Source organism: Paraconexibacter sp., assembly GCF_059438195.1.
The window spans coordinates 1-15,723 of sequence record NZ_JBLKKY010000026.1 but is presented as its reverse complement, the minus strand read 5'-3'; the positions used below and the strand labels follow the sequence as shown (position 1 = coordinate 15,723).

16 protein-coding genes are annotated in these 15,723 nt (G+C 74.1%); 7 read left to right on the top strand and 9 right to left on the bottom strand.

Going from position 1 to position 15,723, the window contains the following annotated elements; all coding sequences use genetic code 11:
• Positions 1 to 49 precede the first annotated feature (49 nt).
• Complete coding sequence (locus tag ACME2J_RS10755) at positions 50 to 1,243, top strand: cytochrome P450 (protein WP_495544912.1); 1,194 nt, start codon at positions 50 to 52, stop codon at positions 1,241 to 1,243.
• 25 nt (positions 1,244 to 1,268) lie between these two features.
• Complete coding sequence (locus tag ACME2J_RS10750; RefSeq protein ID WP_495544911.1) at positions 1,269 to 1,883, top strand: TetR/AcrR family transcriptional regulator; 615 nt, start codon at positions 1,269 to 1,271, stop codon at positions 1,881 to 1,883.
• A 123-nt stretch (positions 1,884 to 2,006) separates the two neighbouring features.
• Here ACME2J_RS10750 and ACME2J_RS10745 read toward each other — a convergent pair whose 3' ends face one another.
• The 5 genes from ACME2J_RS10745 to ACME2J_RS10725 form a co-directional block, all read right to left on the bottom strand.
• Positions 2,007 to 3,668 carry a PEP-utilizing enzyme gene (locus ACME2J_RS10745; protein ID WP_495544910.1) on the bottom strand — a complete coding sequence of 554 codons (1,662 nt, stop codon included), beginning with the start codon at positions 3,666 to 3,668 and terminating at the stop codon, positions 2,007 to 2,009.
• Positions 3,653 to 4,636, bottom strand: coding sequence for a DUF7064 domain-containing protein (locus tag ACME2J_RS10740; protein WP_495544909.1), 984 nt, complete (start codon positions 4,634 to 4,636; stop codon positions 3,653 to 3,655). The genes ACME2J_RS10745 and ACME2J_RS10740 overlap by 16 nt, the downstream gene beginning before the upstream one ends.
• Before the next feature lie 6 nt (positions 4,637 to 4,642).
• A complete protein-coding gene (locus ACME2J_RS10735; RefSeq protein WP_495544908.1) occupies positions 4,643 to 5,539 on the bottom strand; it encodes a hypothetical protein in 897 nt (298 codons plus the stop codon).
• Positions 5,540 to 5,551: 12 nt separating this feature from the next.
• Positions 5,552 to 6,604, bottom strand: coding sequence for a DUF7064 domain-containing protein (locus ACME2J_RS10730; protein WP_495544907.1), 1,053 nt, complete (start codon positions 6,602 to 6,604; stop codon positions 5,552 to 5,554).
• A gap of 137 nt (positions 6,605 to 6,741) precedes the next feature.
• A complete protein-coding gene (locus ACME2J_RS10725) occupies positions 6,742 to 7,161 on the bottom strand; it encodes a hypothetical protein (protein ID WP_495544906.1) in 420 nt (139 codons plus the stop codon).
• Between the two features lie 214 nt (positions 7,162 to 7,375).
• Here ACME2J_RS10725 and ACME2J_RS10720 point away from each other — a divergent pair, with 214 nt between their 5' ends.
• The 4 genes from ACME2J_RS10720 to ACME2J_RS10705 all read left to right on the top strand — a co-directional run bounded on the left by ACME2J_RS10720 (position 7,376) and on the right by ACME2J_RS10705 (position 11,750).
• Entirely contained in the window at positions 7,376 to 9,172 is a 1,797-nt protein-coding gene (locus ACME2J_RS10720) for a hypothetical protein (protein ID WP_495544905.1), read from the top strand.
• Positions 9,173 to 9,307: 135 nt separating this feature from the next.
• Entirely contained in the window at positions 9,308 to 10,120 is an 813-nt protein-coding gene (locus ACME2J_RS10715) for a DUF4328 domain-containing protein (RefSeq protein ID WP_495544904.1), read from the top strand.
• A gap of 30 nt (positions 10,121 to 10,150) precedes the next feature.
• On the top strand, positions 10,151 to 10,699 hold the full coding sequence (lepB, locus tag ACME2J_RS10710; protein WP_495544903.1) for a signal peptidase I: 549 nt from the start codon (positions 10,151 to 10,153) through the stop codon (positions 10,697 to 10,699).
• Positions 10,700 to 10,730: 31 nt separating this feature from the next.
• Positions 10,731 to 11,750 carry an endonuclease/exonuclease/phosphatase family protein gene (locus ACME2J_RS10705; RefSeq protein WP_495544902.1) on the top strand — a complete coding sequence of 340 codons (1,020 nt, stop codon included), beginning with the start codon at positions 10,731 to 10,733 and terminating at the stop codon, positions 11,748 to 11,750.
• A 1-nt stretch (position 11,751) separates the two neighbouring features.
• On the opposite strand, the gene ACME2J_RS10700 is transcribed toward ACME2J_RS10705, so the two are convergent.
• From ACME2J_RS10700 to ACME2J_RS10685, 4 genes are all read right to left on the bottom strand, one after another.
• The gene (locus ACME2J_RS10700) at positions 11,752 to 13,275 is read right to left on the bottom strand and encodes a flavin-containing monooxygenase (protein ID WP_495544901.1); all 1,524 of its coding nucleotides are present in this window, start codon (positions 13,273 to 13,275) and stop codon (positions 11,752 to 11,754) included.
• A gap of 142 nt (positions 13,276 to 13,417) precedes the next feature.
• Positions 13,418 to 14,626: a saccharopine dehydrogenase family protein gene (locus ACME2J_RS10695; RefSeq protein ID WP_495544900.1), complete on the bottom strand. Its 1,209-nt coding sequence runs from the start codon at positions 14,624 to 14,626 to the stop codon at positions 13,418 to 13,420.
• Positions 14,627 to 14,677: 51 nt separating this feature from the next.
• The gene (locus ACME2J_RS10690) at positions 14,678 to 15,073 is read right to left on the bottom strand and encodes a PIN domain-containing protein (RefSeq protein ID WP_495544899.1); all 396 of its coding nucleotides are present in this window, start codon (positions 15,071 to 15,073) and stop codon (positions 14,678 to 14,680) included.
• On the bottom strand, positions 15,073 to 15,333 hold the full coding sequence (locus ACME2J_RS10685; protein WP_495544898.1) for a type II toxin-antitoxin system Phd/YefM family antitoxin: 261 nt from the start codon (positions 15,331 to 15,333) through the stop codon (positions 15,073 to 15,075). Before ACME2J_RS10685 ends, ACME2J_RS10690 begins: the two co-directional genes overlap by 1 nt.
• A 122-nt stretch (positions 15,334 to 15,455) precedes the next feature.
• Between ACME2J_RS10685 and ACME2J_RS10680 the strand changes: the two genes are divergently transcribed.
• On the top strand, positions 15,456 to 15,723 hold a 268-nt coding region (locus ACME2J_RS10680), incomplete at its 3' end, for a YciI family protein (protein ID WP_495544897.1).

The window sequence follows — 15,723 nt, the reverse complement described above, 5'->3', positions numbered from 1 at the left end:
TCAGAAGTCGGATAGGGTCGGTCTCCCGCACGCGACGAGGGGACGAGCGATGCACGACCACCGCACCGAGTACGACCACACCCGGCCCGACTTCCTCGAGCGCATGCACGAGATCGGCGCCGAGCTGCGCGAGGGGTGCCCGGTCGCCCGCGGCACGGCGTTCGGCGGCTTCCGGGTGCTCACCCGCTACGACGACGTCGCCGGAGCGCAGAAGGACTGGGAGACGTACTCGTCGGCCGACGGCGTGACGATCCCGTCGATGGCCAACGACGTCCGCGCGATCCCCCAGGAGTCCGACCCGCCCCGGCACAAGGGCTTCCGCGCGCTCCTCATGGGCGTCCTCGACAAGCGCGAGATCGCCGCCTACGAGGAGCCGATCCGCGCGATCGTCGACGACGTCCTCGACCGCATCATCGGCGCCGGCCCCGTCGACCTCGTCGAGCAGCTCGCGATCCCCCTGCCGACGATCGTCACCGGGATGGTGATGGGCCTGCCGCGCGACGAGTGGCCGGTCTTCCGCGACCTCCTCGACCGCAGCGTCGCGAACATGATGAGCGGCGACCCCGAGAAGACCGCAGCGACGTGGAGGGAGTTCGGCGGCTACATCGCCGGGCACCTCGCCGCCCGGCGCGAGTCGCCGCAGGACGACCTCCTCACCGCGATCACGTCGCCCCAGGAGGACGGCACGGTCCTCAGCGACGAGGAGCAGGTCGGGATGTGCATCAGCGTCATCCTCGCCGGCCAGGACACGACGACGAATGCGATCGCGAACCTCGCGGTGCGCCTCGCGGAGGACGAGCCCCTCCGCGCCCGGCTCATCGCGGAGCCGGAGGCGCTCCCGGGGGTCGTCGAGGAGAGCCTGCGGCTCGACTGCCCGATCCAGCACCTCGCGCGGACGGCGACGCGTGACGTCACCGTCTCCGGCGCCGAGATCGCCGCGGGCGAGCGGGTCGTCCTCAACCTCGGCGCGGCGAATCGCGATCCCTCCCGCTTCGACGACCCCGATGCGTTCGTCCCCGAGCGCTCGCCCAACCGCCACCTCGCCTTCGGCAGCGGGATCCACCACTGCGCGGGCGCGCACCTCGCCCGGCTCGAGATGCGCGTCCTCTTCGAGGAGCTGCTCGCGCGGGCCCACGAGCTGCGCCTCGTCGAGCCGCCGCGCCGTCGCTTCGCGGGCGGGATCGTCTACGGCTACGAGTCCGTCGTCGTGGACCTCGACCCCGTCGCCGCGGCCGCCGGGTGACGGCTGCGCGTGGGAAGATGACCACGTGACGCAGACCGGGAACGGACGACGCGAGCGGACCCGCCGGAGCCTCCTCGGCGCCGGGCGCGAGCTCATCACCGAGAAGGGCGTCGCCGGCCTGCGCATCAGCGAGATCACCGAGCGTGCGGGCGTCGCGCTCGGCTCCTTCTACAACCACTTCGAGTCGAAGGAGGAGCTCGTCGAGGCCGTCGTCGGCGAGAGCATCGGCACGCTCGCCGAGGCGCTCGCGACGCCGACCGGCGAGGACCAGGATCCCGCCGAGCTCGTGAGCATCGCGATCCGGCGCTTCATCGGCCTCGCCTACGAGGACCCCGACTTCGCGCGCCGCGTCGTCCACCTCGAGCACGCCGACGCGCTCTTCGTCGCGAACGTCCACCCGCCGGCCCGCCGCGCGGTCGACGACGGGATCGCCTCCGGCCGCTTCTCCCTGCCCGACGTCGACGTCGCAGTGACGGGGATCATCGGCGGCGCCCTCTCGCTCATGCGGGCGATCGTCGACGGCCGCGTCGGCGCGGGCGCGCACGACGCCTACGCGGAGATGAGCCTGCGCGCGCTCGGCGTCCCGGTCGGCGAGGCGGCGGAGATCGCCTCGCGCGAGCTGGGAACCGGCGTCGCCTGAGCTCGGCGTGTGGCGATCTGGCGACGCCACGCGTCGCCGGTCCTCCACACGTCGCCGCGCCCGCCGACGTGCGGCGATCCAGCGACGCCACGCGTCGCCTGATCGCCGGACGGTCCCCGGGGGCTACGCGGCCGCCGGCGCGTCGGTCGCGCGCTCGAGCACCTCGACCGTGCCCGCCCCGCCGTCGACGCGGACGCGGTCGCCGGTCCGCAGGGCGCGGGTGCCGTCACCGGTCCCGACGACGCAGGGGATCTGCAGCTCGCGCGCGACGACCGCGGCGTGGCTGAGCGCGCCGCCGATGTCGACGACGAGCGCCGAGGAGATGAACATGATCGACGCCCAGCTCGGGTCGGTCGTCGGGGCGACGAGGATCTCGTCGGGCTCGACGTCCTCGAAGTCGGGGTCGAGCACGACGCGCACGACGCCCTCGACGACGCCGCGGCTCACGCCGGTCCCCGTGAGGACGTCGCGGGGCGCGACCTCGGACGCGGCCGCTGCGTCGTCGGCGATCACCTCGACCTCGGGCAGCCCCGCCCACGTGCTCTCCTTCAGCCGGACGGCCGCGTAGGCGGCACGGCGCTCCCGCCGCAGCTCGACGAGCTCCCGGATGTCGGCCGGGATCTCGCCCGTGAGCTCGGCGCCCGTGAGGAGGAAGACGTCGTCGCGCGCCGCCAGGACGCCCTCGTCGACGAGGTGCTCCCCGGCACGCCGTGCTGCGGCCCGCGAGACGTCGATCGCCTGCAGGAACGAGCGCTTCGCGATGCCACGCAGCGGGATGCGCCGCGCGGCGAGCCGCAGGATCATGCCGGCGAGCGGTCGCTGCGCACGCGGGAGCGCGGCGAGCACCGCCGCCTGCTCGGCCTCGAGCGCGGCCGCCGCCCGCGCGTCGCGCAGCCGGGGGTCGTCCTCGGCGGGGCGGTCGGCGTAGCGCTCGACGAGCGAGCGCAGCGGCCGGTCGTCCTCGCGCCACACGACGCTCGACATCTCGCCCTCGGACGGCCCGTGGAAGCCGTGGCGGCGTACGACGTCCTCGACGGCGATCTCGCCGCGCGAGGCCCGCCAGACGTCGGTGACGACGTCGAGCTCGGCGCCGCCCGTGCCGCTGAGCACCGCGATGTCGCCGACGCCCGCCTTCGCGATGAGCGCCTCGACGGCGTCGTACATCGGCTGGACGTTGCACAGCGTCCCGAGGAGCTGGACGCCGCCGGCGGACTGGAAGCGGTCGAGGCCCTCGGCGAACGTCCGCCGCGCGGTCGGGCCGTCCATCGCGGGGATGCGCGCGATCGTCTCGGCCCACCAGCGGTCCTGCTCGGCGGCAACGTGGCGCAGCCGGGCGGGGAAGCGCGCGAAGGCGAGCGGGAAGCGCACCGCGATCGCGGCGTAGCGCGAGCGCGTGGGATGGAACTCCATCCCCTCCGGCGCCTCGCCGAACATGCCGCGGATCGCCTCGCGCCCGGAGGTGCCGGGGACCCGGTCGCCGACCGTCGCCATGAACTCGAGGCGCATCGTGAGCCGGCCGTAGATGATCCGCAGGATCCGCTCGCACGGGTCGTCGGGCGGGGTCAGCTCGTCGCCGCGCAGGACGCCGATCTCGTGCGCCGCCCAGCGCGACGCGCGCTCGCCCGGCTCGCCCCACAGCGCCCAGCTCAGCGGGGTGAGGACGCCGGGCGCCGCCTCGCCGAGGTTCGTCGTCGTCCAGTGGTAGGCCGAGCGGACCGACTCCATGAGCGGGTCCCACGGGTCGTCACGGCCGATCGCGTCGAGCGGGCTCACGGGGTCGGGCACGGCGCCTCCCGCCGGGACAGCCCGTCGGTCGTGTTCGCGCGCAGCGCGGTCCCGATGGGGCGGCTCCCCGCCCGCGGGTTCGTCGAGACCTCGAGGTCGCAGAACCCCGTCATCCCGGCGTGCTCGAGCTCGCAGATCGCGTCGACGAGCCCGACGCCGTGGTGCTCGGTGACGGTGCCGTCGTAGGGCGCCGCCTCGATCGTGAGGACCTCGCCGCCCGGCAGCGTCCACGTCGACGCTCCCGACCGGTACGTCGTGCCGTCGGCCTCCATCGTCACGACGATGTCGACCTTCTCGGCGAGCGTGACCTCGCCGTCGCGCACGACGTAGCCGAACTGGCGCACGCTGTCGTCGATCCCGTGCCACGCGATCGACCCGAACGAAAGGGCCGGGCCGAAGGTCCCCGGCATCCAGCGATGGTCGAGGAGCATGTCCCAGCGGCGCGCGCCCCAGCTGTGGTCGCGGTGGCAGAGCCCGTCGACCTCGAAGTCGACGCCGCCGAGCCGGACGTGGCCGCGGATCGCGCCCGAGCACTCGAAGTGCGAGCTCGCGAAGTCCTCGGCCATCGTCCCCGCGTCGGGCGGGAAGAAGTCGGTCCGCGGATAGAAGTCCTCGACGGCGAGGTCGAGCTCGACGTCCTCGTCGCGGACGCGGTAGCGCATCTGCCCGTCGAAGGTCTGCCGGTAGCGGCCCTCGAGCGCGCCGAAGCCGTCGGGCCGGAGATCCTCGCCCGTGAGGTCGTAGAGGCCGTTGCGGCGGTAGCGCAGGCCCTCGCGGGTGACGAGGCCGAACCACAGCGCCGCCTTCCCGCCCTCGAAGTGGGGCTCGTGGCCGATGCGGAACGTCCCGCCGATCCCCGCCTCGCGGGCGTGCCAGGTCATGAAGACGCTGTCCTGCCACCAGGCCTCGGAGGGGTCGGGCGCCTGCCGGCCCTCCGAGTCGTCGCCGTGCTGCACGAAGCCGGACACGAGCGCTCAGCCCGCCCCGACCGGCTGGGGAGCCGCCGGCGGCGTCGCCGGCGCGGGCGGCTGCGGCGGAGGCGGCGGGGCGTCGCCCGAGAACGCCTCGCGGATGAGCTCCTTCTTGCCGATGCGGCGCACCTGATCGGCGGGACGCGCGACGAGGAAGCTGAGCATCCAGACCGCGTACAGCGCGAGCGCGAAGCTCATCGCGGCGGTGATGTGCGTCGCCCACGTCGGGAAGTCGCCGTTGAGCCCGAGCCACATCGGCCAGCCGATCGACGCGTTGACGAGGCCGTCGACCATCGGGATGAGCGGGACGATCCCGAGCGCCCGCCAGCCGGTGAGGTGCGGCTCGAGGCGGTAGATGAGCGCGCCGCCGAGGATCGGCATGAGCGGGTTCATCAGCACCCACCACAGCGGGAGGCCCCAGATGTCGAGCGGCTGCGGCCCGTAGTACTCGTAGGCGCCCATGAGGACGCCCGGGCTCTCGAGCCAGATGTTCACGAAGACGTCGACGAGGTAGAGCGTGAACAGGCCCTTCTTCGTGATGCCGGCGGCGAAGAGGCGGTAGGCGACGTAGGCGAGGCCGCCGACGTACCACGTGTAGACGAACGGGATGAACAGCGGCATCTCGCGGTCCATCAGCGTGTAGACGTGCAGCTCGGCGCCCTCCTTGATGTAGCAGAGCCCCATCGTGTCGACGATCGGCTCCCACACGCACGCGAGGAGTCCGCCGAGGAGGCAGACGAGGAGGAGCGGGCGCTTTCCGGCGGCGAGGTGCTTGATCCCGAAGAAGAGGAAGAGCGCGACCGGGATCGCGAGGAAGATCGTGAAGATGATCTCCGGGGTGAGCGGCATCAGGCTGTCGGGATGCGCGGGGATGGCGGCGAGCAGGTCGGGCAGCATCATCGGTCCTCCGGGTCAGGCGGCGTGGGCGTCGGCGCGACGGCGGTCGCGCATGAGGTGCTGGTACTCGGGGAGCCAGATCTCCTGGTAGGTCGCGTGCGCGACGCGGCCCTGCTCGTCCTCCCACCGGTAGACGCTGTCGCAGAAGCCGACGTTCGGCCAGGCGGGGACCGGCGCGGCGGCGATCGCCTCGCCGTGGAACCGGTGGACGTCCCCGCGCTCGTCGACGGCCTCGACCTCCTGCCGCGTCGCGACGTGCAGATGCGGATGCCGGTCGAGGACGTGGCGCCGCACGGACGTGATTCCGGTCGTCTCCCCCTCCCGGACGAGCCACGCGAAGTGGTGCGTCGGCTTGTCCTCGGGGATCGGGTAGAGGCCCTTCCACGCCGGATCGGTGTCGAGCGCCTCGAAGGAGATCTGGTTGAAGACGAGGTCGTCGCCGAACCACATCGGCGTCCAGCCGACGGGCGGCGTGACGACCGCGCCGCGCCGCTCGACCCGCACCTGCCGCCACGACCGGTCGCGGGGGGCGTGGCAGTCGATCGCGTGGGTCGCTCCGTCGAGCGTCAGCGTGCCGGTGACGTGCATGAACTGCTCGGTGCCGCCGGGCTCCCGCGCCGGGTCGTGGTGGTCCTCCTCGCCCGGCATGACGTGCCCGCGCAGGAGCAGCGGGGTCACGGCCTCGCAGCGGATGTCGAGCGCGCTGTCCGTGTCCGGGCTCGAGTAGGAGACCGTGGCGACGCGACCGGGCTCGGGGAACGAGATCCGCAGGCCGTTCGCCGTCGTGAACGCGGATCCGTCCACCTCCGGCCACGGCATCGTCATCTCGTAGTCGAGGTGGGCGACGTCGAGGTGCTGCTCGTGCTCCAGTCCCTGGAAGAGGACGACGCCGCCCTGCGCGAGCGGGAACGCCGGCATGCAGCGGACGTAGAGGAAGGCTCCGAGCGCGATCTCCGGGACCGAGAAGCCGAAGTACCACGTGTGGATCGTGTGCGGATCCCAGTCGTCGCCCGCGGCGGGCAGCGGGAGCCAGAGGTCGGACTCGGGAGGGTGCGTCGCGAGGGCCATGCGCGCACCCTACCCACAAACTGAAAGAACTTTCAACTATGTGCCGGGCCTCCACGCGCGAGAGGCCGGGTCACCTCGCGGCGGCCCGGCCTCTCGTCGCAGGTGCGTGGGGCCCCCCGATCGGGACCCGGGCGTGCCTACTCGACGCCGTCCTGCGCCCGGCGGCGCAGCGCGTCCGCCTCGTCGGCGTCCCCGCGGACGTCCGCAGCGGTCGCGCGAGCCTCGAGCGCTGCGCGCTCGGCGTCGACGCGCGCGCCGAAGAGGCGGTCGCGGGCGTCGGCGAGCCGGCGGCGCCGCTGGGCGCGCGCGGTCATGCGCTGGACGATCTCCGCGTCCCTGCGGACATCGTGCTCAGCGTGGGCGACCGCGTCGTCGTCCCACTCGAGAAGCGACAGCCGGTCGGCGAGCATCGCCTCGGCGAGCCCCTCGAGATCCGCCGCGATGTCGCGGTCGATCGGGCTGGTGGTCTCGTCTGCTCGTTCGCGCGCCGCTGCCGCGCGAGCGAAGAGCGCGCGCATCAGCGCGCCTCCGCGGTCGTCCTTACCGTGAAGCTCCATCCGTGCCCCCCTGAGCGTTGATGGGTGTCCCTGCCTTGCAGATGCTGTTACCCGGAACCTAACGGCGGTTACACGCGCGTGCTCCGGTACGCGCGCGAGCGGGTCGGCGCCGTCTCGGGGAGGCGCGCGCGGGCGAGGCGCTACGGTCCCCGCAGGTCACGCACGGGACGGGGCGGCGCTCGCCGCCCGCACCGATTGGGGAGGGGGACTCCCGATGCAGCTCGCAGACGACGTCCGCGTCCCGGCTCGCCGCCGGGCACGCCGCACCGCCGCGCTCGCGCTCGCGACGACACTGGGCTTCGCCGCGCCCGCGGCAGCGAGCGGAACCTGGGCCGTCGGCCCGTCGATGACCGCCGACCGCTCGACCTTCGCGGCCGCGCCGACCGGCTCCTCGACGCTCCTCGCCGGCGGCCACCCGGTCACGGGTCCCGCCGCGACGACGTCGGCCGAGGTCGTCGGGCCGGGCCCGACGTTCACGGCGACCGGCGCGATGGGGACCGCCCGGACGCTGCACGAGGCGGCGCCGCTGCCCGGGGGGGGGGTCCTCGTCGCCGGCGGCGCGGTGACCGAGGTGGGCGGGAGCCCGGCGCTCGCGAGCGCCGAGATCTGGGACCCGGGCACGGGCATGTTCACGCCGACCGGGGCGATGTCGGCCGGCCGGCAGTCCTTCGCGCTCGCCCCGCTCGCCGACGGACGCGTCCTCGCGACCGGCGGGTCCGCTGCGACGAAGAGCGGAGCCGGGCAGGCGAGCGCGGACCTCTTCGACCCGAACACCGGCATCTGGACGCCGACGGGTCCGCCGCTCGCCGGACGTCTCGGCCACAGCGCGACCGGCCTGCCGGGCGGGCAGGTCCTCATCGTCGGCGACAACCCGACGGCCGAGATCTACAACCCGGCGACGGGGTCGTTCGCACCGGCGGGGACCGAGACCGGTCAGCGCAGCTACCACACCGCGACGCTCCTCCAGGACGGTCGCGTCCTCGTCGCGGGCGGCGTGAGCGCCGGCAACGTCCCGCTCGCGACCGCGGCCGTGTGGGACCCGGCGACCGGCGCGTTCGCGCCGACCGGCCCGATGAGCTCGCCGCACTCCCAGGCCGCGGCCGCGCTCCTCCCCGACGGGCGCGTCGTCGTCGCGGGCGGCTTCGGCGCCGGCTTCCAGGCGACGAACGCCGTCGACGTCTACGACCCGCTCACGAACGCGTGGACGGCGGGCACCGGGATGCCCTACGTGAACCGCGATCCGCTCGCCGTCCCGTTGCCCGACGGCCGCGCGCTCTTCATGGGCGGGAGCCTCTCGGGGCCGCCGTTCACGGGCAGGAGCACGGCGCTCTTCACGGCGGGGGCACGCGTCCTTGCCGCTCCGGCGCCGGCGCCCAGCCCGGTGCCCCCCGTGCCGGTGCCGCTGCCGAACAGCCCCACCCCCGCCGGCGGCAAGTTCCCCGCGAAGCTGAAGGTGCAGCGCGCCTCGATCCGCGACGGCGAGCTCGACGTCCTCGCGAGCATCACGAACCGCGCGAACGGCGACGAGGTCGAGATCGAGTTCAACGCCAACGGCACGAAGACGCGCTTCAAGGAGAAGGTGGAGGACGGCCGGCTCAAGTTCACGCGTGAGCTCAAGGGCAAGCAGCGCCGAGTCCGGACGGGGATCATCACGTACACGTACGAGGGCAACGCGCTCGTGCGGCCGACCGAGGTGCGCCTCCGGGCGGCGAACGGAAAGGCGAAGCTCGAGCGCGGCGACCTCTCGCTGAAGAACGGGCGCCTGCGCGCCGAGGGCACGATCAGCGACCGCGCCCGCGGCGTCGTCCGCCTCATCTTCACCTGGAACCAGGCGGACGGCTCGACCGGCGAGTTCCAGCTCCGCGCGAAGATCGACGACGGCAAGTGGTCGGCCTCCGGCACCGTCCCGCCGGGCGCCCGCGCCGGGGGCTACCTCAGCATCCAGTTCACGGGCGACCTCGAGCGCCGGATGCGCGGAGAGCAGACGGCGAAGCAGGTGCTCGCGGGCTGAGGGCGGGCGCCACCGGCGAGGTGTGACGGATGGACGTCGGATTCCGAGGTTCATCCGTCGCACCTCGTGACGGGCGGGCGGGGAGGAGTCGCATGGACGTTCAACCTGCGACACCCGTGGCCGATCACGTCGGCCATGGGACAGCAGCTCTCCGGCGGGTTCGCTCCCCCGCACGACGCGTCGACCCGCTCCGTCGCCCGGCTCGGCCGCGCCCTCCTGTGGTGCCTCGGCCTCGTCGTCGTCACCGACCTCGCCCTCATCTGGGCGGACATGTCGTTCCTCGACGTCCTCGACCAGCTGTACGCCGGCATCGACGTCGATTACGAGACGGTCGTCGCCGCCGACGACCGTCAGCTCTTCGCGGCGGGCGCGGCGATGGGCGCGTTCGTCCTCACGGCCGTCGTCTTCGTGCGCTGGTTCCACCGCATGTACCGCAACGTCGGAGGGCTCCTGCCCTCGGCGCGCCGGTGGGGCTCCGGGTGGGCGATCGGCGCGTGGTTCATCCCGATCCTCGCGCTGTTCCGACCGAAGCAGATCGCCAACGACCTCTGGCGGGCGGCCGACGACAGCGGCCCGGACGGCCACGTCGACGCGATCGTCCACTGGTGGTGGGCGTTCTTCATCGCGACGACGATGGCGTCGAACTTCGTGGGGCGCGGGTTCATGGAGGCGGCGACCGTCCGCGAGCAGATCGACGCGACGACGCTCGAGATGGCCGCCCTCGGACTCGACGTGGGCGCGGCGCTCATCGCGATGCGGTTCGTCCACCTCATGACGCAGCGCCACGAGGCGCACCGCACCCGCGGGCGGGCGGCGGTCGGCGCGCTGACGCTCGCCCCCGCGCCCGCGGCGCCGGCAGCGCCGAGCACGTCGGTCGCCCCGCCCGGCTGGAAGGGGCCTCTCAGCGAGGCGCCGCCCAGCGGACCGCGGCCGTCGCTCGGCGGCTGACCGGTGCGCCGGAGCCGTCGCCTCGTCGCGGTGGCGACGGCCACCGCCCTCGCCGTCGCCGCCGGAGGCTGCGCGGCGACCGGGGCCGAGCGCGTCCGCGCGATCGAGAAGTCGATGGAGCCGACGATCCTCAGCGGCGAGATCGTCCTCGTGGACGCCGGCGCCTACGACGTCGCGGAGCCCCGGATCGGCGACATCGTCGCCCTCGACGGCCCGGCCGACGCGGGCTGGGCGACGTGTCCGATCGAGCACTCGCCGCGCGCGCCATGCCCGCGTGCCCGCATCGGCGCCGAGACGACGCCGCTCATCAAGCGCATCGTCGCCGGGCCGGGACAGCGGATCGCGATCAACGCACACGGCGCCGCGCGGGTCGACGGCCGACTCGGCCTCGAGGTGTACGCCACGCCCTGCGCGCCCGCCGACCTGTGCCGCCTGCCGCGCGCGATCACCGTCCCGCCCGGCCACTTCTTCGTCATGGGCGACAACCGCCCCTACTCGGCCGACAGCCGGCACTTCGGGGCTGTCCCGCGCTCGGCGATCGTCGGCCTCGTCCTCCCTCCGGACCCGGCGCGCCGCTGAGCACGCCGACCCCGCCTGCGACGATGGCGCCGTGAGCCGCGCCCACGCCGTCCGGCGGATCGCCACGTCCCCCACGTCCGCCGCGGTGCTCACCGCGCTCGTCCTCTGGTCGCCGTCGATCCCCGTCCCGAAGCGCGACCGGCTCGACGCCGTCACGCCGTTCGCCCAGGCGATCTCGGTCCGCCCGCCGCTCGCCGTCCTCGCGACGCTCGCCGGGCTCGGCGGCCTCGGCCTGCTCGCGCACCGGGGCCGCCTGCGCACCCGCTCGGCGGCGCCCTTCGCCCTCGTCCTCCTCACCGGCCTCACCGCCGCCGCCGACGTCGCCCCCCGCGCCTTCGGGGACCCGGCGCCGCCCGACCCGGGCGCGCCCCTCCTCACGGTCGTCGCCGCGAACACGCGCCTCGCCGAGGCGGAGCCGGACGGGATCGTCGACATCGTCCGCGGGACGGAGGCCGACGTGCTCGCGCTGCCCGAGACGAGCCGCGGCCAGGCCCTCGCCTACGGCCGGGCGCTCACGCGGGCCGGCCTCGGGGAGTGGGAGGCCTTCGACGACGACGCCGTCCTCGGCGACCCGGACAGCCCGGGGCCGACCGCGCTCCTCGCCCGCGCGGACCTCGCGCCGCGGCTCTCCGTCCCGCCCGATCCGTCGGACCTCGCCGGGGAGGTCCCGGTCGCGCTCACGGCCCTCGCCGGCGACCCCGTCGTCGTCGCGGTCCACCCCGTCGCCCCCACGCCGGGGAGCGTCGCCGAATGGCGCGACGACCTGCTCGCCCTGCGCGCCCCGTGCCGCGAGGGCGCGATCGTCGCCGGCGACTTCAACGCGACGCTCGACCACTCACCGCTGCGCGAGCTCCTCGACGCCGGCTGCGAGGACGCCGCCGACGCCGCCGGCCAGGGGCTCGTGTGGACGTGGAGCGACCCCGTCGGCGTCATCCGGCCCGCGATCGATCACGTCCTCGTCGGCGGTCGGTGGCGGACGGTCGCCGCGGGCGTGCTCGACCTGCCCGGGAGCGACCACCGGGCGGTGTGGGCGCGGCTGACGACCGGCTGACTCAGACCGAGCCGACCGCCTCTGTCGGGCGCTGCCGCGAGGCGCTGGTGAGGTGGTAGGCCTCGGGGTCGAAGCGCCGCGTCACCTTGCGGTAGTGCCACGCGGAGCGCGGCCACACGGCCGACGGCTCTCCGCTCGCGTCGAGATACCAGCTGTCGCAGCCGCCGGTCGCCCACACGGTGTCCCGCACGAGCCCGTGCACCCAGGCGGCGTACGCCTCCTGCGCGCCCTCGGTCACCTCGACGGCGTCGAGACGCTGCTCCTCCATCGTGCGCAGGGCTCCCATCACGTAGGCGATCGCCGACTCGATCTGCATGATGTGCGACATGTGACCGGTCCCGGTCCCGATGCTGCCGATGCGGAAGAGGTTCGGGAAGTTGTGCGTGGTCACGCCGCGATACGCGCGCGGGCTGTCGCCCCACGTCTCCGCGAGCGTCCGGCCGTCGCGGCCACGGAAGATCGCCCCCGAGGGCGGGTCGGTGACGTGGAAGCCCGTCGCACACACGATCGCGTCGACCTCGTGCTCGACCCCGTCGGCCGTAACGACGGCGTTCGCCGTGACCTCGGTGATCGGCGCGGTCTCGACGTCGACGTTGGGCTGGTTGAGCGCGGGGTACCAGCGGTTCGTGAGCATGATCCGCTTGCAGCCGATCTCGAAGTGCGGGGTGAGCTTCTCCCGCAGGGCGGGATCGTCGACCGTGAGGCGCAGGTAGGCCTTCGAGACCGCCTCGAGCACCCGGCGGACGCGTGGGCGGTGCATGACCTGGAGGAGTCCCGCGTCGCGGTAGACGTACTGGCCGGCTCGGATGAGCTTCTGGAGCACCGGGACGCGCCGGAGGATCCGCCGCTCGATCTCGGTGACGTCCCGGTCGTTGCGCGGGAGGATCCACCCCGGCGTGCGCTGGAACACCGTCATGTGCGCGACCTCGGGCTGGATCTCGGGGACGATCTGGATCGCCGAGGCGCCCGTCCCGATGACGGCGACGCGGGTCCCGGCGAGGCTGTCGTCGTGGCTCCAGCGCGCGGAGTGGAAGATCGTCCCCTCGAAGCGGTCAAGGCCCGGGATGTCGGGGAGCTTCGGGTCGGACAGCACCCCGCCGCCGTCGACGACGACGTCGGCGGTGAGCTCGAGCGTCGTCGTGCGCAGGTGCCACACGGCGCGCGCCTCGTCCCAGCGGGCGTCCGTCAGCTCCTCGCCGAAGCGGGACTGCGCGGCGATGCCGAGATCGTCCGCGACCGCCTCCGTGTACTCCCAGATCTGCCCGCCGTCGGAGAACGTGCGCTTCCAGTCGGGGTTGGGCGCGAAGGAGAGCGAGTAGAGGTGCGACGGCACGTCGCAGGCGATGCCGGGGTACGTGTTGTCGCGCCAGACGCCACCGGGGCCGGGCGACTTCTCGAGGAGGAGCCAGTCGTCGATCCCCGCCTCGCGCAGCGCGTGGACCATCGCGAGGCCGGTGAAGCCCGCGCCGATGATCGCGACGCGCACGTGGCGTTCCGCGGTGTGGCCGTTCGTGCTCGTGCCCATCGTCCTCTCCTCGGCCGGCGCCGTCTCGCTCGCGCGCAGCGCGCGATCGTGGCGAGCATCGCAGAGATCCCGCGTGCCGGCGAGGACTTCGCCCGCGGCGTCGGCGAGCTCGTCGCGACAGCGCCGCGGACGACCGCCCCCGCTACCGCGTGACGACGTCGTAGCGGTGCCCGGCCGCGCGCAGGCGGTCGAGCAGGGCGTCGCCCATCGCCGTCGACGGCGTGAGGACGCCCGCCGCGTCGGGGAGCCCGTCGCCCGCGGCGAGCGCGAGCGCGCTCTCGCCGAGCATCACCGCGGTCGCCTTGTAGCCCGGGTCGCCCGGCGCCTCGATCTCGCAGACGAGCCGGCGGCCGTCGGAGAGGCGGCTGTGGACGTCGATGCGGAAGAAGCCCTTCTCGCGCGCCCGCTCCGACGGACCCTGTCCGGGCTCCGGCAGGAGCTTGTCGAGCGCCCAGCGCGTCGGCGGGAGCGAGAGCCCGGCGACGAAGAGGCCGAGCCCGCCGACGACGCCGGCGGCGCCCGCGGCGCCGAGCGGCCCCTTGCCGATCCGCATCCACTCCGAGTAGCGCAGCCCGCGGCCGTAGGCGTGGCCGCGCAGCGCGTTGGAGCGGCGAACGACGCGCGTGTTCACCGCGCCCATGACGAACGGAGCAAGCCAGCCGCCGAGCTCGGGGGCGTTGCGCGGGCCCGTCGGGTCCCGCTCGCCGAGGTCGGGCTCGGCGCCGCGGTCGGGCGAGAGCGCGTAGGGGTCGAGGAGCAGGCGCCGCGTCTTCGGGTCCTTCCGCGCCTCGTCGACGAGGCCCGTCATCGAGGCGAGCGTCCCGCCGCTCACACCGCCGCGCGTCTTCACGACGACGAGGTCGGTCGTCTCGAGGTCCGCCTCCCCCGCGGCGGCGTCGAGCGCGTGGACCGAGAGGTCCGACGGGATCGAGTCGAACCCGCACGTGTGGACGATCCGCGCCCCGGAGGCCTTGGCGGGGCCGTCGGCGGCGTCGATCGCGCGGCGCATGAACGTCACCTCGCCGGTGAGGTCCGCGTAGTGCGTGCCGGCCGCCGCGCACGCCTCGACGAGCGGCAGGCCGTACTTCGCGTACGGGCCAACGGTCGTGGCGACGGCGGCCGTCTGCGCGGCGAGCCGGTCGAGAGCCTCGCGGTCGTGCGCATCGGCGACGAGGACCGGCCAGTCGACGCCGAGCTCGTCGCGGACACGCTCGAGCTTCTCGCGCGAGCGGCCGGAGAGCGCGAGTCGGGTGCCGTCGGGGGCGGCGCTCGCGAGGTACTGGGCGGTGAGCTTGCCGACGAAGCCGGTCGCGCCGTGGACGACGACGTCGAAGTCGCGGGAGGTGGCCATCGGGTGATCCTCGCAGGCGGCGGACGTCGTCGCCGACCAGCCGTCGCCCGCTCAGACGAGCTCGACGGCGAGGCGGGGTTCCGCCGCTCGCAGCTCGTCGAAGTCCGAGTCCTGCGCGACGACGCAGAGGTCGTGCGCGAGGGCGGTCGCCGCGACGAGGCAGTCGAACGCCTTCGCTCGACGTTGCGACGCGCGGAGCTTCGCGAGCAGCGCGGCGAGCTCGTCGGCGACGTGCTCGTCCACGGGCACCCCGACGAACCGCCGCGCGGTCTGCAGCGTCGCCTCCCGCAGCGCGCGCACGTCACCCTCAGCCCGCAGGACGCCGAGCCGCAGCTCGGCGAGGGTGACCACGGAGACACGCACCTCGCCGCTGGGCCGAGCCTTCATCGCTCGTCCGGACTCGACGGCGATGAAGACGCTCGCGTCGAACAGAAGGCCGACGGCCATCAGAAGTCGTCGCTCGTGAGCCCGCTGTCGTAGTCGGCGAGGTCGGTGCGACCGCGGACGCCCAGGTCGGCGGCGAGCGCCGCGAGCTCGTCGAGCTCGTCATAGACGACATCCGACGGGCGGCGCTCCTGGCGTTGCCGGCGCGGAACGATGTCCGCGACGGGCCGCCCGTGGACGGTGAGCGTGATGGGCGTCCCGGCCTCGACGGCTGCGATCACCTTCGCCGTGGAGTTGCGGAGATCGCGCACCGAGACATCCATGTGCCACACGGTAGCACTGGCGCGCCCGGGGGAACGGCGGCGAAGATGTCGAGAACGGCCGGTCGGCTCCGTCCCAGGGGCAGACGCGGTCACAGGGACCGCACCGGAACAAGGAGACCGCCATGCCGAAGCACCTGCTCCTCAAGCACTACCGCGGAGCCCCCGAGGCCGTGAACCCCGTCCCGATGGACCAGTGGACCCCGGAGGAGGTCGAGGCGCACATCCAGTACATGCGCGACTTCGCCGACCGCCTGCGCGCCACGGGCGAGTACGTCGACGGCCAGGCGCTCGCCGCGGAGGGCTCATGGGTCCGGTTCGACGGCGAGGGCCGCCCCCCGGTCACCGACGGGCCGTTCGCCGAGACGAAGGACCTCATCGCCGGCTGGATGA